Below are 19,362 nucleotides of genomic sequence, written 5' to 3'. Positions count from 1 at the left end.
GTGCCTTCGTCAGCGGCACCTCGATCGACTAGACCTCAATCAATTACACCTCGAACGTAAAGCCCTGTTCGGTGAGTTTCTCGTAGGCGTCTTTGTCGAAGCGGTAGAGGTTGGCGGCGCGGTGGGCAACGCCCTGCTGCTTTTCATTGCAGGGCTTTAGCAGATTCATTTTCATGATTTTGCGTCGGAAATTGGGCTTGTCGAGTTTGATATCGAGAATCGCCTCGTACAATTCCTGTAATTGCAGCAGGGTAAATTTCTCGGGCAGCAAATTAAAGCCAATGGGCTTGTGTCGTACCTGATGTTTCAAAAAGTCGATGCCGTAATCGAGAATGTGCTGGTGGTCGAACACCACAGGTGGGGTGTCGTGAATGTTGTACCAGGCCGCATCAGATGCGCTGAAGCCCGCCATCAACGCGTAATCGTCGGCACTCACCAGGGCATAATAAGCGATAGTAACCACGCGCTCTGCCGGGTAGCGATCAACTTTACCGAAGGTTTTTAACTGCTCGAGATACGGGTGGCTGATCCCGGTGAGGTCTTTCAACAAACGCGTTGCCGCTTCGCGCAGGTCTTCTTCGAGCTTAATCCAGCCTCCGGGCAGCGCCCAATGTCCCTTGCGGATACCTTCGCCGTGTTTAATCAGCAATATTTTCAGTTCATTGCCATCGAGCCCAAAAATCAGGTTGTCGATAGACAGCCCGCGCATCACCCCTTCGGGCGGGGGAAAGGGTTCGAGTTCTTCGTCTTCCTGGATTATTTCGGAACCATGTTCGAAGCTGTGCGACACGTTAAATAAAGCCCTGAGTTTTGTCCTGATTAATTATTTGACCGTCGTTAAGTGAACGACAGATTGGCGGGGCAGCCGTTGCCCGAATGTTATATATTTCCGGTTTTGGCATGCGATAGGCCGAGTGCTGGCTCGAAACCAGGCTTAAAACGGCATTAGCGGTGCGAAAAAGCCTCCGGGCGACTGCAGAAAACCGCAATCAAGTTTGCCATAATAACGCGGTTTGTCCGCAGACAGGTAAAATACGACAGCTTTTTAGAACGGGAGCGCGTGGTTCTGTTGTGGTCAAATCGACAATAAGAGTATAATGCTGCCCCCGCCTAACCCGCCAAAAGCCAATCTTTTGTTGAGACGCGGTGATTGTCAAGTTAAGGGTGCCGTCGTTAGTTGCATTAGCATTCTCTAGGTTCACTTCACTTCTTCTAAACAGGGTAAAACATGTTATTTCTTGGAATCGACGTCGGCAGTTCATCGGTCAAGCTTTCTGTGCTCGATGGCAACAGCGGAAAAGCACTGGCTTCCACCCAATATCCGGAAACCGAACTGGAAATCGCCAGTCCTCAATCCGGTTGGGCGGAGCAGAACCCAGAGACTTGGTGGAACTGTATCGTCGAGGGCAGCAAGAAGCTGTTCAGCGCAGATAACGTCGATGCGAGCAAAATCGAAGCCATTGGCATTTCCTACCAAATGCATGGCCTAGTGATGGTCGACAGCGAGCAACAAGTACTGCGCCCTGCCATTATCTGGTGTGACAGCCGCGCGGTACCCTACGGTGATGCAGCATTTAACGAACTGGGTAACGACTACTGTTTCGGTCACCTGCTGAATTCTCCGGGTAATTTTACTGCGGCGAAATTGCGTTGGGTGCAGGAAAACGAACCTGAAACCTTTGCCCGCGTGCACAAAATCATGCTGCCCGGCGACTATGTCGCGATGAAACTTTCTGGTGTGATCAACTCGACGGCATCGGGCTTGTCCGAAGGCACTCTGTGGGACTTTAAAGACCAGAAAGTCGCCGACAAACTTCTCGCCCACTGGGGCATTTCCGCGGACGTTATTCCTGATCTGGTGCCCAGTATTGGCGAACAGTCCGAAGTCAGCGCCGCCGCCGCAGCCGAGCTTGGCTTGCGACCTGGCGTAAAAATTTGTTATCGCGGTGGTGATCAGCCCAACAACGCATTCAGCCTGAATGTGTTGCAGCCGGGCGAAGTTGCCGCGACGGCCGGTACCTCCGGGGTTATCTACGGGGTTATCGATCAGCCCGCGTCTGACGAAAAGCAGCGTGTAAATACCTTTTTGCATGTTACTGACAGCGAAGAAGCCAAACGCAATGGCGTTTTGGTGTGCGTAAACGGCGCCGGCCGTTCATTCAGCTGGTTGCGTCAGGTTCTGAGTCTCGATGGCACTCCCGTCGACTACAATGTGTTGAACAAAGCGGCGGAAGCCGTGCCGGTTGGCAGTGAAGGTTTGATTTTCCACCCGTTTGGCAATGGCGCTGAACGCATTTTCCAAAACCGGAATATTGGTGCCCAATTCACCAAGCTGGAATTGAACCGTCACGGCCTGGGACATATGGTGCGTTCGGTGCAGGAAGGTATTGTGTTTGCCCTCAACCAGGGTTTTGACGTACTCAAGAGCATGGGTGGCAGCGCTGAAGTGGTCCGCGTGGCCAAAGGTAATATGTTTCTCAGTCCAGTATTTGCACACGCGTTCGCCAATACCACGCAGGCGGCGGTTGAAGAGTACGAAACCGACGGCGCAGAGGGCGCTGCGCGCGCAGCAGCCATGGGTTGCGGTTTTTACAACAGCCCGGCTGAAGCGTTTGCTGGTCTGACTAAAACCGGCGTGATCGAACCTAATCCGGCATTGATTGCCCAATACCAGGATGCCTACAGCGCCTGGGTTGAGGCCTTGCCAGTCGCCAACTGAGTCGAGCGAATTCATGAAAGATTACAATGCGGTTGAGCTGGCCGCAGGTGCCAGCCGTTTAGAGCTGGTGCCCGAATTCGGCGGGCTTATCAATGGCTTGCAATTGACACTTGGTGGTCGAACGGTGGACCTGGTGGCGGGTTTGCCTGATCGCGCTGCCATGGTCAACAACAACTATTATCGCGGTGTTGCGCTCTATCCGTCACTGAATCGAATGGACGGTGGTGCGTACGAGCACAACGGTGATCGCTATCAGTTTGTGGTGAACGAAACCGAGCGCAACAACAATTTGCACGGGTTTCTGTACACCCTCGCCGCTGCCGCAGAGAATCTGCAAAACGGCGCTGGTAAAGCGTCAGTCTCGTTGCGCTATCCAGTGGATGGCAGCTATGCGGGCTACCCGTTTGCGGCCGATGTGGTTATGCATTACACCCTCGAAGAAAATGCGCTGGTGATGGAGTTCGAGGTGACTAACCGTCATGCGGCGCCGGTACCGGTTGGCCTGGGCTGGCACCCCTACTTCTGCATAGATGGGACGTCGGTCAGCGATATGCTGTTGCAGTTACCCACTGTGGAAGCGGCACAGGTAAACGAGCGTATGTTGCCGACGGGTGAAATGGCCCGCTTTGATGCGTATGATGAGCCCGCAGCTATCGCAGAGCGACAGTTTGACCACTGTTTTCGTCTTTTGGATGTAAAATCCTCGCGTCGAGTGAGTACCCGTTTGTGGTCCCCCGCAGACAAGGTTGGTCTCGAAGTGTGGCAGGATGCCGGTGAATTAGGCTACAACTTTATTCAGGTGTGCATTCCGCCAGATCGTCAATCAATTGCGATTGAGCCTATGACTTGCGGGATCAATGCATTTAACACCGGTGACGGGTTGCTGACCCTAACACCGGGACAAACCCTGCGCACCCGGTGTGGTGTGCGACTAATAAACCAACCTTAATTTCCAATAACGTTATTCGTGCGCAAAGGTAGTGTGTTATGAGTGTATTAATCGGTGATAAAGAATATTTCCCCACAGTAGGCAAGATCGCCTACGAAGGTCCGGAATCTGACAACCCGCTGGCGTTTAAATACTACGACGAAAACCGCGTAGTTGCCGGTCGCACCATGAAAGAATTCTTCAAGTTTGCCACCTGCTACTGGCATACTTTCTGTGACACCAGTGGCGACCCCTTTGGTCCTGGTACCCGTCGTCACCCTTGGTTTGAAGGCCCAGACGCAATCACCCGCGCTAAGAAAAAAGCGGACGCAGCGTTTGAGTTCATCACTAAACTGGGTACCCCTTACTACTGCTTCCACGATGTGGACGTGGTGGAAGAAGCTGGTACTACGCGTGCTGAATTCAGCGATCGTGTTGCGACCATGGTTGAAGTACTGAAAGAAAAGCAGAAGGCGTCTGGCGTTAAGCTGCTGTGGGGTACCTCCAACCTGTTCACCAACCCGCGTTTCATGAACGGTGCGTCCACTAACCCAGATTTCAACGTTGTCGCTTACGCCGGTGCTCAGCTGAAAGACGCGCTGGACGCGACTATCGCGCTGGACGGTGAAAACTACGTATTCTGGGGTGGCCGCGAAGGTTACATGAGTATGCTGAATACCGACCAGAAGCGTGAAAAAGAGCATCTGGCCCGCTTCCTGACCATGGCTCGTGACTACGCACGTGCGCAGGGCTTTAAAGGTACCTTCTTCATTGAGCCCAAACCAATGGAGCCGTCCAAGCACCAGTACGACGTAGACAGCGAAACCGTTATCGGCTTCCTGCGCGCGCACGGTCTGGACAAAGACTTCAAATTGAACATCGAAACCAACCACGCGACTCTGGCGCAGCACTCCATGGATCACGAACTGCAGGTTGCTGCAGACGCGGGCATGCTGGGCAGCATCGATGCCAACCGCGGCGACTACCAGAACTCATGGGATACCGACCAGTTCCCAATCAACATCAACGAAACTGTTGAAATGATGCTGGTTATCCTGCGCGCTGGCGGCTTCCAGGGTGGTGGTGTTAACTTCGACGCGAAAGCTCGCCGTAACTCTACCGATATGGAAGACCTGTTCTACGGTCACATTTCCGGTATGGATACATTTGCTCGCGCCCTGATGATCGCTGACAACCTGCTGCAAAACTCACCTATCGAGAAAATGCGTGCTGATCGTTACGCTACCTTCGATTCTGGCAAGGGTGCAGACTTCGAAGCAGGCAGCCTGACTTTGGAGCAATTGGCAGAAATCGGTAACGCCGCTGGCGAACCACCTGTTACCAGTGGTAAACAAGAATTGTACGAGTTGATTATCAACCAGTACATTCGTTAAGACGCGTTTGATCGAAAAAAACAGGGCCTAAAAAGGCCCTGTTTTTTTATGGACTAGTCGCAGGAAATCAGAAGAAAAATTTGCTAGGGTTTCCAAAAGTAACAATAAATTTTTCTTTCGGAAACACTTTTGATGTCACTACTCAGTGCAGATCAAATATGTGTATTTTAGCGTCGCATTGGTTTGACTAGTGATATCTAATGTTGCAATATCTTTGAGATAAAATAATAAAAAAGTACAGGAAATTTCTTTCTGGAATGAGAGGTTGGAATGGTGCGTTTCATGGACTAAGACCACGCCTTCCTACAAAGAGTTCAAGCTTTAAAATCAGAAAAAATAATTTATTAGAGAGTAAGTTATGGCAACTAGAATTAAAACTATGAGTGCTAAATCGGGCATTTCTCTGGCGTCATCGCTGGTGGTGCTTCTAGGCTCTTTGGCTTCCCACGCTATAGCCCAAGAGGAAGAGAACAACAGCGGTAGTCTGCTAGAGGAGCAGGTCATCGTTACGGGTACCCGGGTTAACTTGCAAAATGCCCAGGACATCAAGCGTGAAGCGGACACCGTGGTCGACGCAATCTCTGCAGAAGACATTGGCGCATTACCCGACCGAAGTGTTCTGGAAGCCATCCAGCGTATGCCTGGTGTATCTGTTGAACGTTTCGCGGGCCCAGACGACCCCGACCACTTCAGTGTGGAAGGTTCCGGCGCAATCATCCGTGGTATGACCCAGACCCGCTCCGAGTTCAACGGCCGTGATTCGTTTACCGCGAACTCTGGTCGTGGTTTGAACTTCCAAGACGTTTCCCCTGAGTTGATGGGTGGCGTAGATATTTATAAGAACCAAACGGCTGACATGATCGAAGGCGGTATCGGCGGCACGATCAGCCTGAAAACCCGTAAGCCGTTCGACCAGGACGGGCGCAAAATGGCGTTTACCCTGGACTACTCCTATGGTGATATCGCCGAAGAGTGGAGCCCTACCTTCTCTGGTTTGTATAGCGACCGCTGGGACACCAGCCTGGGTGAGTTTGGTTTGTTGGTGAGCTACGCCAACTCAGAATTGTACGGTGAGACTCACGGTATCCAGTCAGACGCTTACGTTCGCTACCGCGCATCTTCTATCCCTGGTGGCGAGCGCTTCCAAAACCCAGATGAACCCGATGAAACTGCATATGTTTGGATGCCAAACTCTGCGAACGCGCTGAAAAAGGCGGATGACCGCAAGCGTCAGGGCGCATCAGCTGTGATTCAGTGGGCGGACCCAACTGGCGCTGTCGAGGTGACAGGTGAGTACTTCCGTTCCGACTCTACTTTGTCATGGCATGAAAACGCTATTAAGTACCAGGGTTCGTACCCAGAAGATATTGACGATATACGCTCTACTGCCAAAGAAGGCACCACCATTGAGTTTGACGACAATGGGCTGTTTCAGGGCGGCGCGTTGCAGTACGTGAACTGGATAGCAGATGGCGGTAATAGCGATCACATCCCATCGCAAGGCGATGTTGGCGACGCTTATCCACAGTTCGGGCAGAAGTTGCAATTTGACAGCCGAGTAGTTGATACCGACAACCTGGTTGAAGATTTCTCCCTCAACATTTCTTGGAACGTCACCGACAACCTGGAATTGAGCGGTGATTACCAGTACATCCAAGCCGATACTGAGCAAGATGATCTGGTTATTCACACTGGTTCGTTTGCTGGTGAAGAATACTATCTGGGTGATACCCCGACACTGAATTTGGTCGACCCCTGGTTCGGTGCGCGTGATGCAGACCCAGACGCCTACGCTCCTGGTGGTGATTACACCGCAGGTTTCAGCACCAATACCGGTACTGAATACTCTCAGCCAGGCGATGCAGACTACTTCCAGGACTACAACAACTACTTTTGGCGTTCGGCGATGGAGCACTACGAGCGTTCCGAAGGTAAGCTCGCTGCTGCGCGCTTCGACCTAACCTACCACTTTGACAATAGCTTTGTTACTTCGATTAAAGCTGGTATTCGCGCCTCCGACCGTGAGCAGCTTGTGCGACGCACTTCCTGGAACTGGAAAGCAGTAGGCCCTGAATGGTCTGGTTCGACGACTGCAGCCTGGGTGCTGGAAGATCGTTACGCGGATCAACTGGGTGATTTGGAACTGGTGGATTGGTCCGATTTCCACGGTGGTGGAGTGGTTAATATTCCTGGCAACAAAACTTTGCATGCCTCTGAAGAATTCGTTCGCGCAGTTCGCGATTATAAGCGAGAGCTCATTGGCTCGACGGCGGGCGATTGGAACAGCATCGGTACTGCTGAAGACCAAGATCCTGGTCGTTACGCTAACCGGTACGGCGTAGACGATAAATACGGTATGTTCTGGCCAGGTGAAATCAGCTACACCCGTGAAGAAAACCGAGCATTCTATACGCGGTTGGATTTTGCCAGTGACGGTGATATCCGATTTAGCGGTAACGTTGGTATCCGCTATGTTGAATTGGATCGACAATCAGACGGTTCTGTAGTTTATCCTGATCTGGCGCCAGCGCGTTATCCGCCAGCGGGCATCAGCTTGCCGCTCACTAACGATGTGGTGATGGCCGAAATGCAGCGCCAGGTTGACGAGGGCGTTTTCCCTGACGTCGACACTGCACTAGCCAACAACCCTTGGGTTGATGAAGCCAACGCTTACCTGTCCTCGGAGGATCGGGCGTTTGGTAATGGTGCCGCACTGCCGACCAGCGCTAAAAACGACTTTAAGCTGTTTCTGCCTAGCTTTAACTTGGATGGCTCAGGGGACGATTTTACTGGGTGGTCCAAATTAAATAGTGCTGACACCATTACTGCGGTGACCAGCGATACTTGTGCCGGTCGTGGTATGCAGGCTGTGTCTGCCGGTGGCGACCCCTGGAGCGTTCAGGTGTCGAGCCCAGAATTTGATACAACTATCGGCGCAGACTACACCGCGACCATGTGGATCAAAAGTTCTGTCGCTGATGCTACCATGCGTTTCTCGACCAGTGCTCTTAACGGAGCGCAGTACGGTGGTGACAACGTAATTGGAACAAGCTGGCAGCAAGTAGTATGGAATTTCCAACCTAACAGTGATGCGACGCAATTGGTATTGGATCTTGGCGCATCTGCAACCACCTACCTTATTGACGATGTTAAAATTGTCCCTGGTTTGGAGCCTGATCCAAGCAGCTGTCCTCATACCGACGGCGGAAGTGCTGGCCCAACCAACCTGCTGAGCAATGGCGGGTTCGAGAGCGGTGATGGCGACGCATTCACCGATTGGACGGTGGAAAACGGGGCTTCTGGCGTGTCAGCGACAGCAGCGGAAGTACATGGTGGAAGTCGTGCTCTGCAGGCTGTTGCTGCAGGAGGTAACGAGTGGGATGTGCAGGTTACTAGCGCACGTGCCGACACTGTTGTGGGTACAACGTATGTCGCTAGTATGTGGGTAAAAGCTGCTGCCGCGGGTGGACAGGTACGCTTTTCAACCAAAACTGATATCGATGTTGCCCAATATCAGGGCCTGCAAACTGTAGGTACAGATTGGACAGAAGTCAGCTTTGAATTTGCAGCCGATGACGTTAAAACCAGTATGGTTCTCGATCTTGGCGCTGTCGCTGCTACATACTACATCGATGATGTTAGTCTGACTGAAAAGCCTGCTGAGTAACGCCTCTACCCCACCGTCAGTCTGACGGCGGTGGGGTATCTCTTCTATATCACTAGTTTCACCCAATTTTCCTGCTGTACTCATAACCTCGTTTTATACTCTCGCGGAGCATTTCCAGTGAGCACCTCACGCAGCGATACGCTACTGGCAAAAGCTGGCCTTGTCAGATCGCGCACTGAAGCCCAAAAATTAATTGCTGCAGGCAAGGTCAAAGTGCTGCTTGGTACAGTGGCAACCCTGGTTCGCAAGCCCTCTGAAAAATACCCGGACGATAGCGAGTTTCTGGTAGAAGTCAGCGACGAACAACGTTTTGCTTCGCGCGCGGGTTTGAAGCTGGAACACGCGTTGGAAGAACACCAAATTGATGTGAGCGGGATGCTTGCGCTGGATGTCGGCCAGTCCACCGGGGGGTTTACCGATTGCCTGTTGCGACGCGGTGCTGCGCATGTGGTCGGGCTTGAGGTGGGGCGAGAGCAACTGGTGCCGGCGCTTCGTGCAGACGCGCGGGTAACCTGCATTGAATCGTTTAATGCCCGTCATCTTGCATTGGCTGATCTTCCCGAGTTTGCGCGGAGAGGCTTCCAAATTACGGTTATGGATGTGTCTTTTATTTCCCAGCACTTAATTTTGCCGCGTTTGCCCGCTGTGTTGAGCCCTGGCGGCTGGCTGGTGAGTTTAGTGAAGCCCCAGTTTGAGGTGGGGCGTGACGGGCTGGGCAAAAACGGGATTGTCACCGATGACACGCTATACCCACAGGTACAGAAAAAACTGGAAAGCCACTGCAATGAGTTGGGGTTTGACGTTTGCGCCTATTTCCCAAGTCCGATTGAGGGCGGGGATGGCAATCGGGAATTTTTGTTGGTTGCTCGACTGCCAGAAAAATAAGGCGCCGTGGACGGACTGAAATTCACTGGCGCGAAAATTAGCGCATTTTTTAAGTTAAATGCTGTCTACACTGTTAAGGTGGCCGCTCGAACCGACTGATGAGACTGTTCTCCGGGCTGCATTTGCAACCAACACACAAGGAACCTGGAGACTATCTTGCGCACCTTTGTTTTATGTTTGTGGCTGGGCTTTCTTTGTTCGGCCTGTTCCAATGGCGGCAGTGATAATTCGCCTGGCACCAACCCCACCCCGGGGGTGACGCCAACGCCTTCGATGGCACCCTCAGCAACACCCACACCCTCAGTTACGCCAACGCCCTCCTCCAGCCCGACACCCACACCTACCATCAGTGGGCAGACTATTTCTGGTCGAATTACATTTGATCGCGTGCCCCACACCGCTATGGGCAGCTTGGACTACGCGGACACACAGGTTTTACCCGCTCGCAATGTTCAGGTGGTGCTGCTTGATAGCGCTGACCGGGTGCTGGCGACTGCGGTCACCGATAACGACGGCAACTATCAGCTTGAAACCCCCAGTGAAACCAATGTCCGGGTTGCGGTGGATGCCGTTATGGTACGTACCGACGATTACCAGTGGCACTTTGAGGTTGTGGATAACACCAGCAATGGGGCGCTATACAGTATTGCTGGGCCAATTGCAGCCAGCGGCAGTGATAACTCGGTGCGCAATCTACACGCGCCCTCGGGCTGGAATCTGGGGATCGATGACTATAACGACATCACACAGCGCCCGGCGGCGCCCTTTGCCATCCTCGATGCCATCTACGAGGCGACTGACACGCTTGCCCAGGCGCTGCCCGGCTTCACTATGCCCGATTGCACTCTGAACTGGAGTTATCGCAACAACACGGTGCAAGGGCAGAATGAAAACGGGGACCTGGGTACGACCTATTACGACCCTGCGCAGAAAGCGATATTTATTCTCGGTGATGCAGATGGCGATACGGACGAATACGACTACAGCGTGCTCCAACACGAGTTTATGCATTTTGTCGAAGATGTACTGAGTCGTTCAGACAGCATCGGCGGCGGCCACAGCCTGATAAGTAAATTGGATATGCGGGTGGCATTCAGCGAGGGCCTGGCGAATGGTTTTGCGGCAATTCTTAACGGTGCAGGTATTTATTCCGATTCGCAGGGCGTTGGCCAGCAGGACGGCTATGCCATCAGCTTTGAGGAAAACAGCCTGACTGTTGCCGGTTGGTACAGTGAAAATTCCATCGCCAAAATACTCTATGACCTGTACGACGAAACGAATGAGTCTGGCGACAGCCTTAGCCTGGGGATTGCGCCGATCATCGATGCAATAGCGGACTCGGATTTTACCGACAATAGCGCGTTTGCGAGTATCTATCTCTTTGCCAACGCACTGAACGGACAGGTGTCCGGGGTGCAAACGCCGTTAGCTAGCATGCTCGCGAGGGAGCAGGTTTTTGGTACTGGGGTATATGGCGTTGGCGAGACGAACAACGGCAGTGTGAGTACGGTGTTACCCATTTATCTCGCTTTGGGCGGGTCGCCGGTTACGGCGTGTAGTTCCAACAAGCTGGGTGAGTACAACGCGTTGGGAACCACGCGGTACTTACAGTTTTCGTTGCAACAGCGCCAGTTGCGCCAGATCATTTTGACCCGTCAGTCAGGCCCGACCAGTACCGACCCGGATGCCTACCTGTACAAAAATGGCGTTCTGGTACAAAGCCTGGTGTCGCCGTCAGAAAACCTGGAGTCCGCGAGTATGACGCTTGAGCCCGGCGATTATGTGCTTGAAATAAACGACTACAACAATATGGACGAGGACCCTCTCACCGGTGGAAATAGTTGTTTCCAAGTGCGACTACTTTAAGGGCTCGGCCCGCTGACGTTATCAGGTACTGAATCATGACCATAAAACATTTAGCTCTCGCGTGCATTTGCGCCTGCTCACCGCTGGCGATTGGGGCGCAGAGCACCGTTAAGCCCGGCGCTGATGTTATCGCTGCGGGGCCACAAACATTTCATGTTGCGGTGGCCGATGTGCAGACCCTGGTGTTGCCCTTTGCGCCAGCCAGGCCCGGCGAATCCCTTCAGCTGGTGTTGCTGAAAAGCAACGGGCTCGAGGTGCTTTCAACGTCGACCCAGTGGGTTATCAGTGAAGGCGACGCGCCCTTGGAACTGTTAGTGAGGGCGTCGGCTCCCGGGCAATATCGCCTGCAGTTTCTTGCACGCTCCAAGACGCACGAGCAGCAGGCCGAGTCACTTAGCCGAGTTGTTGGGCTGATGGTTGTTGCTGGGGATGGCAAGTCAACATCGGCATCGGTACAGAAAGCAACTTCATCGCCAGTCACCCAGCGCGCCGACGGCACCCGCGTCATCAGCTTCTCTGTGCCGCAAAACAGTCACTGAGGCTTGCCGGCAATCCGACGGGGTGAATCTGCTACAATCCTCCGCCATGACAGAATCTCCCCTAGTAAAAGACCTTAATAGCGCTCAGCGAGAAGCGGTAGCCGCGCCGCTGGGCAATCAACTGGTACTCGCCGGTGCAGGCAGTGGTAAAACCCGCGTATTGGTGCACCGTATCGCCTGGCTGATGGAACAGCAGAGTGTTTCGCCCCATCAAGTAATGGCGGTCACGTTCACCAACAAAGCCGCGCGGGAAATGCGCGAGCGCTTGACCCATCTCATCGGTGATCGCCTGGGGCCGCGCGGTGTGCACAGCATGTGGGTTGGCACCTTTCACGGCATTGCACACCGCCTGCTCAAAGCCCACTGGCAGGAAGCGGGCCTGAGCCAGAACTTTCAGATTATGGATTCGGATGACCAGCTGCGGCTGATCAAACGGATCTATCAAACACTCGCGCTGGATGACAGCCGCTGGCCTGTGAAGCAGGCGCAGTGGTATATCAACAACCAGAAAGACGAGGGCCTGCGCCCAGCGCACATCGACCCGGGCCATGATCCGTTTGCCCAAACCATGAAGCTGGTATACGAAGCCTATGAAGAGGCGTGCGAGAACGCCGGGCTGGTGGATTTTGCTGAGTTGTTGTTGCGCTCGCACGAGTTGTGGCTGAAGAACAAATCCCTGCTCGACCACTACCAGCGCCGGTTTGTGGCGATTTTGGTGGACGAATTTCAGGATACTAACAGTGTGCAATATGCCTGGTTGCGGGTGCTGGCGGGCCACGCCTGTGCGGTAACGGCAGTGGGCGACGACGACCAGTCCATCTACGGCTGGCGCGGTGCCAAAATCGAAAATATCCAGCAGTTCGAGAATGACTTTGCACCGGTGGGCGTTACCCGCCTGGAACAGAATTATCGCTCCACCTCAACCATTCTCAGTGCTGCCAACGCGGTGATCGAAAACAACTTTGGCCGCCTGGGGAAAAACCTGTGGACAGATGGCGGTGAAGGCGAGCACATCGACCTTTTCGCCGGGTTTAATGAACAGGATGAAGCGCGCTATATCGTCGAGCGGGTGCAGGATTATCTGCGTGAAGACGGCAGTCGCGCGCGCACCGATTGTGCCGTGCTATACCGCTCCAATGCCCAGTCCCGCATCCTGGAAGAAGCCTTTTTACGGGAAAACGTCCCCTACCGCATCTACGGGGGCCAACGCTTTTACGACCGGCTGGAAATTAAAAACGCACTCGCCTATTTACGTTTGATAAGCAGTCGTCAGGACGATGCGGCGCTCGAGCGGGTTATCAATACCCCAACGCGTGGCATCGGCGCCAAAACCATCGAAAGTATTCGCATTTTTGCCCGCGATCAGGGCTGCTCGCTCTACGCAGCTATGCAAGCGGCGCTGCGCAACAAGGTGTTTAGCGCGCGGGCGGCAGGAGCGCTAAATGGCTTTGTTGCGCTTATCGACGAGTTGGAAGAGAACGTGGCCCAATTAACCCTGGGCGAGGCCGCTGAACTGGTGTTGGAGAAGAGCGGTTTGGTGGAGTTTCACCGCAAGGAAAAAGGTGAGAAAGGACAGGCGCGTGTGGAAAACCTGGAAGAGCTGGTCAACGCCTGTCGGTTGTTTGAACCACAGGATGAAGAAGTGACCCCCCTGCAGGAATTTCTTGCCAATGCCGCGCTGGATGCTGGCGATGGTCAAGCTGACGAGTTTGAAGATGCGGTGCAAATGATGACGCTGCACAGCGCCAAAGGGCTGGAATTTCCGCTGGTGTTTTTAGCGGGGATGGAAGAAAACCTGTTCCCCCACAAGATGTCTTTAGATGAGCCGGGTCGGCTCGAGGAAGAGCGTCGACTGTGTTATGTCGGTATCACCCGCGCTATGGACAAGCTGGTGATCAGTTATGCCGAAAGTCGGCGCATGCACGGCAATGAAAACTTCAACGCGGTGTCGCGGTTTATTCGCGAAATTCCACAAAACCTGGTGCGCGAAGTTCGTATTCAATCCACGGTCAGCCGTCCGGCGAGCTATTCGTCATCCTCCGCAACCCGGCAAACGGAAGTGGATGATTTCCCCGATTTAAAACTGGGTCAGAGCGTGCTGCACCCGGTGTTCGGCGAAGGCACCATCACCCAGTTTGAGGGTCGCGGTGCTGGCGCTAAGGTGTATGTTAACTTTATGCGCGAAGGCGGCAAGTGGCTGGCGTTGCAGTACGCCAAGCTGGAAGTTGTCTAGCGCCGATTATCTGCCGGGCTTTCACCCGCGGGCAGTGTGCTTTCGCTCTTCGGCTCGGATTGTGATGGGAGCAGACTGCGATCAGTGAGCGTGTTTAAAAACGCAATCAGGTCGTTCTTCTCGTCGGCAGATATACCGAATCCGTGCACAAAAAGGCTCTTATTGCGGTGCTGGCGCCCGTCGCCGGGGAAATTACCCGTCGGGGTATTTCTGCCGCCCGCCGCATAAAAATCAATAACCTCGGCCAGCGTTTCGATGCTTCCGTCGTGCATGTAAGGTGCTGTCAGGGCAATATTGCGCAGCGTTGGCGGTCGAAAAAGCCCCTTGTCCATTTCGTCTCCGGTCACGTCGAACGCACCGCGATCGAATTCCAGCGCTGTCTGCTCGGCATAGAGCCCCGTATTGTGGAACCCCCGCACCGTTGTGCTGCCACCCTCGTGAACCGTCGACTGGCTGAAGTTAAATCCGCCGTGGCAATGTTTACATTCTAATCGTTCCGACATAAACAGGTTTAAGCCGCGAATTTCCTGCTCGGTGAAAATATCCTCGCCATAGTACGCGTAACGGTCGAATTTTGAATCGAACGCGGTGAGGCTGCGCACGTAACTGGCCAGTGCCTTCACAATGTTATCAACAGTTATAACGTCTTTATTAAGCTGTGGAAAAGTCTGGGGAAAGGCAGTTGCAAAAAGCTGTGGATAGGCTGTGTCTTCTGTCAGACGCTGGATGACCCGGTGCTCATTGTGGGTGAGCCCCATTTCGACCGGTTTCTCGTTGTACAACGGTATGATTATCTGTCGTTCAAGTGATGTGAGGTTCGGGTGCGCCCAGGTAAAAGTCGCGTTGTAGGCGACATTGGTGAGGCTGAGGGCATTGCGAAAGTGCCGTTCGCCCGTGCTGCCAGTGGAGGTTGCGAATGGTTCCGCAAATGCAAACTGGGGGTGGTGACAACTGGCGCAGGCCTGTTGATTATTTCCACTCACACGGGTATCGAAAAACAGCTTTTCTCCCAGGGTGACTTTTTCGACAGTCATGGGGTTGTCCACAGGAACCGGCGGCGGACTGAATCCTGGTGGCAGTTGCCATGCCCAGGGCGTGGATTTTTGTCCACAGCCCGCACACACGATGCCGACAGCTATTGCCAGCCAACGGACGATCCACAGTTTATGTGCAAACACCTAGTGAATCCTGTGGAAAAGCTGTTGGGAAGTGCAGTCTGTGTGGCATTCACCGGTGTCGGCATTGAGCCCGATGGTGTCAAACATGGCCCGACACACCGGCTGCATCGCGTAATGCATTGAACAATCCACAGGCTCAGGGCTGTTTATTGGCTCAGGGCTGCTCGACGCGTGCTTGTCCACAAGTGCGGCGAGCGCGCGGATATCCACAGCAATATGATCGCTGGAGGGGTTGTAGTCGGGAAGTGTAATTGTCACTCGGTTCGACTGTGCGCAGGGTGATGCAGGTGGGCGTATGGCAGATGGCGACTGGCAACCCGTGCTGCCGACGTGCAACGCCCATTTGTTGCTCCCTGCGGCATCAATACGCAAGAACTTGTAACCCTGCTGCCAGCTCCAGAACATACCGCTGTCATTCAGTGGAAATGCAGCGGTTAGGGGGTTGGCATGGTTGAGCGCCTCGGGCACACCGACGGTAAAGCGCAGGCCGCGGTAATCTCCGCCGTCGGTGGATAACTGACCGGATACCATCTGCTGGGTCGCTTGATCTGTGAGGTGTACCAATGCCACTGGTTGCTTGCCCGACAGGTGTAGCGGTAGCCATTGTCCGTCATCCCCGCGCAGCTCAATAGCGGACAAATAAAACCCCAGATCGATGCGCGCACCGGTCGGCGCCTGTAATTCAAACCGCAGTTGTGTCGCCTGCTCTTGCGGCGCACAACCGTTCAGCGCGATTCCCAATGCGAGCAGGATCGCGCTTTTACAACTCTTTACCTGTTTAAACACCACTTATTACCTGTTTCAACACCACTTAGCTACCATCGGTTTTATAGTTCACCTTTCACTATTTTCATTCATAGCTTGGAAAAATCCAACATGACGAGCAAAACAATACAAGGATTCGTAGCAATATCGCTGCTGTTGGTCGGTATATCAGCGGCATTCGCGGATGATAGTAGGCCGCGTTATGTTTCCGGTGCGGGCGCGGACAAAGGCAACTGCAGCAATATGTTTCGCCCGTGCCGCACAATTGCCTACGCGGTGCACCAAGCGGGCAAATTTGACAGCATCAAAGTTGCGGCCGGTGAGTATGACCTGCAGGGGTTAGATAACCTGATCCTGCTACTGAGCGCGGACGTCACCGCCGGTTACGACACCATCACCCATTTTACGCAGCGCGACGTGCAGCGCACTCGCTCACAACTTCAGGGCGTACCGCCCGAGTACCGCGAGCACTTCGAGAATCTCGGCTTCCAGGTGATCGTCGACCGCAAGGGAAAAACCATAGCGCGTTCGGATGTGCATCAGCTTCGGCAAAAACTTTCGGTGTCTGCCATGGATCACGGGCCTGCGGCCTGCACCAATGGCAGCGCGGGCAGTTTTGTCTGCGCTGGTATCGATCTGCTCAGCCACCTGAGTTTAGCAACGCTTGGTGCGACGGCGGCCAACGATATCTGGGGTTATGTGGATCTGAACAGTTTGCGGGAGTACGTGATTATCGGCCTGAACAATGGCGCCGCGATCATTGATGTGACTGAGCCGGAAGCGCCTCAGGTCGTCAGCCGCTACAACGGTCCGGATTCGGTGTGGCGCGACGTAAAGGTGTATCAATACTGGGACGCCGCGAATACTCGTTGGCGCGCCGTGGCTTATATCACGACGGAGACTTCGGCGGGGCTTGCGGTTATTGATTTGAGTCGTTTACCAAACGGGACTGTCACCCTGGCGGAGAACGCTGACTTTAGCACCGCCCACAATGTTGGCTTACTTAACGCGAACTTCGCCTACGGTACGGCGGAATCTGTTGTAGGCGGTCAGCTACTGATTGCGGGTGCGGACAAAAATCGCGGTAATTTCCGCGTTTACAACCTGGCTTCGCCTCTCGCGCCTTCGCTCAGCACGGTGAGCGACACAGGCTATATGCACGACGCCGCACCGGTGGCGATTGACGATGCCCGTGCTGCGAGTCAATGCGGTGACGGTGTGCACTGCGAGCTGATGGCCGATTTCAATGAAGACAGTTTCGATGTGTGGGATCTCACTCCCGGCAGTGCGCCCGCGTTATTGTCCCGTACCCAGTACAGCGACATGGCTTACGTGCATTCCGGCTGGTGGAGCGAAGACGGTCAGCTGTTGTTTGTACAGGACGAGTTGGACGAACTGCAACACGGATTGCACACGACGCTGCGCCTCTACCATATGCAGGATGTGGGGGCGCCGCAATTGCTCTCGCTCTGGCAAGGCCCGACCAGCGCCATCGACCACAACGGTTACGCGCGTGGCAACCGCTATTACATGTCTAACTACATGGCGGGGCTGACGGTGGTCGATTTCAGCACACCGCAAACTCCGGTTCGCAGCGGGTATTTTGATACCTACCCCGCAAGCAGCATGGCTGGCTTCGACGGTGCCTGGGGCGTTTATCCGTTTTTGCCATCCGGCACCCTCGCGGTCAGCGACATCAGTGGCGGCCTGTTTTTACTGCGGGAGCAGCGTCCACCAGAACCAAGCGGCGGTGTACTGGAATTTAATGCAGAGGACATCTGGGTGAATCCGGGAAGCGCTGTTCCTGTCAGTATTTCGCGCTACCATGGCTCGGGCGGCGATCTGAGCGTGAAACTTTTACTGAAAACACTGGGCGATGGCGCCACCGGTGCGACTTTATCGGAATCCACCCTCACCTGGCCGCACCGCGATTTCAGCGATAAGACCGTCACCCTGACCTTGCCGGACAACGCCGCCGACCATGGGCCACTGCTGCTTACACTGGTGTCGCCGCAAGGCCAGGGACGACTTGGGGTACGCAACAGTTTGCGTATTCACCCCCACAACTCAGCAAGTGCACCGACTTTGCAACTGCTGGAGACAGCGATACGTGTGCCGGATCTACAACAGACAACGCGCGTGGTCGTCGCCCGGCAGGGCGACATCAGTAGTGCATTGGAAATGCGGTGGACACTGCAGCCAGAACTGGCGGGACAACAGCAAGGGACCCTCCGCTGGGATGCGGGCACAGGCAAACCACAAACGCTTGAATTGCCGGTGGATGCGGCTGCGGGCCGGTCAGTACTCAGTCTGGCATCCGACAACGCAATACTCACGAGTGACTGCGTTTGGTTGCAAGTGGACCTGCCAGCGCGAACAACACTGCCAGAATGCGATGCGGCGTTGCCGCCTAACCTCACCGACGGTGGAACAGATGAAGATGGCCGAGCACAAACCAGCAGCGGTGGCGGCGGTGCCTGGGGCCTACCCTGGCTGTGGCTTGCGCTGTGCTTAATTGCCCGACGCAATTGTCGCCGTTAAGGCAGGGTTCATAGTTCCCTGACTATAAAGTGCTAACATACCGCCGCAAAAAAATCGGCGGGTATCGCCCGAATAAACAAGGAGATCAACCATGAAACTTTTTACCAAATCCGCGCTGGCGCTTGTAATAGGCCTGGCCAGCACGCAGTCCTTCGCCGGGGGTGAATCCGGAATCTATATTGGCGGAAGTATTGGTCGCGCTTCGTTGGATACCAAAGATACAGACTACGATCTGAGCGAAGAAGCCTCCAGCTACAAAGTGTTGGTTGGCTACAACTTCGGGCTGCTGCCGTTTCTGGACCTCGCGGTGGAAGCGGATTATCGCAGTTATGGCGAGTTCGAAAATAATGTGGCCAAATCTGAGCTCACCTCCATCGATGCCTATGGTCTGGTGGGTATGAACTTCGGCCTGGCTGGTGTGTTTGTAAAATACGGTTATGCCAATACCGACGTGGATAGTGTGATCGGCGATCAGGATTACAACGAATCCGATACCAGCCCTTCCTACGGCATAGGCGCAAAAGCCAGCCTGCTGGATTTCACCTTCCGTGGCGAATACGAATACTTCGATCTGCAAGATACCGACGACCTGTCGATGGTCTCTGTGGGCGTTACCTACACTTTCTAACCTCTACCCAGGTCGAAGC

The 19,362-nt window shown here is 54.1% G+C and carries 13 protein-coding genes; 10 read left to right on the top strand and 3 right to left on the bottom strand.

Features of this window, described 5'->3' with window-relative positions; translation table 11 throughout:
* Nucleotides 1-43: 43 nt before the first annotated feature.
* Complete coding sequence (locus tag TERTU_RS20710; protein WP_015819460.1) at nucleotides 44-790, bottom strand: NUDIX hydrolase; 747 nt, start codon at nucleotides 788-790, stop codon at nucleotides 44-46.
* Nucleotides 791-1,228: 438 nt separating this feature from the next.
* Between TERTU_RS20710 and TERTU_RS20705 the strand changes: the two genes are divergently transcribed.
* The 8 genes from TERTU_RS20705 to uvrD all read left to right on the top strand — a co-directional run bounded on the left by TERTU_RS20705 (nucleotide 1,229) and on the right by uvrD (nucleotide 14,231).
* Entirely contained in the window at nucleotides 1,229-2,719 is a 1,491-nt protein-coding gene (locus TERTU_RS20705; RefSeq protein ID WP_015817396.1) for a xylulokinase, read from the top strand.
* Nucleotides 2,720-2,732: 13 nt separating this feature from the next.
* Nucleotides 2,733-3,668, top strand: a complete 936-nt coding sequence (locus TERTU_RS20700; RefSeq protein ID WP_015816796.1) for an aldose 1-epimerase — start codon at nucleotides 2,733-2,735, stop codon at nucleotides 3,666-3,668.
* A gap of 38 nt (nucleotides 3,669-3,706) precedes the next feature.
* A complete protein-coding gene (xylA, locus tag TERTU_RS20695; protein WP_015820877.1) occupies nucleotides 3,707-5,041 on the top strand; it encodes a xylose isomerase in 1,335 nt (444 codons plus the stop codon).
* A gap of 379 nt (nucleotides 5,042-5,420) precedes the next feature.
* Complete coding sequence (locus tag TERTU_RS20690) at nucleotides 5,421-8,708, top strand: TonB-dependent receptor (RefSeq protein ID WP_420834830.1); 3,288 nt, start codon at nucleotides 5,421-5,423, stop codon at nucleotides 8,706-8,708.
* A 117-nt stretch (nucleotides 8,709-8,825) separates the two neighbouring features.
* Nucleotides 8,826-9,593, top strand: coding sequence for a TlyA family RNA methyltransferase (locus TERTU_RS20685; RefSeq protein ID WP_015819739.1), 768 nt, complete (start codon nucleotides 8,826-8,828; stop codon nucleotides 9,591-9,593).
* A gap of 387 nt (nucleotides 9,594-9,980) precedes the next feature.
* Nucleotides 9,981-11,459, top strand: coding sequence for a lipoprotein (locus tag TERTU_RS20675; protein ID WP_041590372.1), 1,479 nt, complete (start codon nucleotides 9,981-9,983; stop codon nucleotides 11,457-11,459).
* 35 nt (nucleotides 11,460-11,494) lie between these two features.
* Nucleotides 11,495-11,998 (top strand): hypothetical protein, encoded by a 504-nt coding sequence (locus TERTU_RS20670; RefSeq protein WP_015819149.1) that lies wholly within the window; start codon nucleotides 11,495-11,497, stop codon nucleotides 11,996-11,998.
* Between the two features lie 46 nt (nucleotides 11,999-12,044).
* The gene (uvrD, locus tag TERTU_RS20665) at nucleotides 12,045-14,231 is read left to right on the top strand and encodes a DNA helicase II (protein WP_015817123.1); all 2,187 of its coding nucleotides are present in this window, start codon (nucleotides 12,045-12,047) and stop codon (nucleotides 14,229-14,231) included.
* Here the strand turns inward: uvrD and TERTU_RS20660 are convergent.
* Nucleotides 14,228-15,409 (bottom strand): MbnH family di-heme enzyme, encoded by a 1,182-nt coding sequence (locus tag TERTU_RS20660; protein WP_015819656.1) that lies wholly within the window; start codon nucleotides 15,407-15,409, stop codon nucleotides 14,228-14,230. The two genes, uvrD and TERTU_RS20660, sit on opposite strands and share 4 nt — an antisense overlap.
* The gene (locus tag TERTU_RS20655; protein ID WP_015817604.1) at nucleotides 15,410-16,198 is read right to left on the bottom strand and encodes an MbnP family copper-binding protein; all 789 of its coding nucleotides are present in this window, start codon (nucleotides 16,196-16,198) and stop codon (nucleotides 15,410-15,412) included.
* Nucleotides 16,199-16,285: 87 nt separating this feature from the next.
* Between TERTU_RS20655 and TERTU_RS20650 the strand changes: the two genes are divergently transcribed.
* A complete protein-coding gene (locus TERTU_RS20650) occupies nucleotides 16,286-18,715 on the top strand; it encodes a choice-of-anchor B family protein (RefSeq protein ID WP_015818791.1) in 2,430 nt (809 codons plus the stop codon).
* 91 nt (nucleotides 18,716-18,806) lie between these two features.
* Entirely contained in the window at nucleotides 18,807-19,343 is a 537-nt protein-coding gene (locus TERTU_RS20645; protein ID WP_015818968.1) for a porin family protein, read from the top strand.
* Nucleotides 19,344-19,362 lie beyond the last annotated feature (19 nt).

It is taken from the genome of Teredinibacter turnerae T7901 (assembly GCF_000023025.1).
GTDB lineage: Bacteria > Pseudomonadota > Gammaproteobacteria > Pseudomonadales > Cellvibrionaceae > Teredinibacter > Teredinibacter turnerae_B.
This window is presented reverse-complemented; position numbering and strand designations above follow the sequence as displayed.

What these genes read in the sequence shown, in the direction of transcription:
- TERTU_RS20690 (WP_420834830.1), top strand. Translation starts at nt 5,421, where the DNA reads ATGAGTGCTAAATCGGGCATTTCTCTGGCGTCATCGCTGGTGGTGCTT.
- TERTU_RS20650 (WP_015818791.1), top strand. Translation starts at nt 16,286, where the DNA reads ATGACGAGCAAAACAATACAAGGATTCGTAGCAATATCGCTGCTGTTG.
- uvrD (WP_015817123.1), top strand. Translation starts at nt 12,045, where the DNA reads ATGACAGAATCTCCCCTAGTAAAAGACCTTAATAGCGCTCAGCGAGAA.
- TERTU_RS20700 (WP_015816796.1), top strand. Translation starts at nt 2,733, where the DNA reads ATGAAAGATTACAATGCGGTTGAGCTGGCCGCAGGTGCCAGCCGTTTA.
- TERTU_RS20645 (WP_015818968.1), top strand. Translation starts at nt 18,807, where the DNA reads ATGAAACTTTTTACCAAATCCGCGCTGGCGCTTGTAATAGGCCTGGCC.
- TERTU_RS20670 (WP_015819149.1), top strand. Translation starts at nt 11,495, where the DNA reads ATGACCATAAAACATTTAGCTCTCGCGTGCATTTGCGCCTGCTCACCG.
- xylA (WP_015820877.1), top strand. Translation starts at nt 3,707, where the DNA reads ATGAGTGTATTAATCGGTGATAAAGAATATTTCCCCACAGTAGGCAAG.
- TERTU_RS20705 (WP_015817396.1), top strand. Translation starts at nt 1,229, where the DNA reads ATGTTATTTCTTGGAATCGACGTCGGCAGTTCATCGGTCAAGCTTTCT.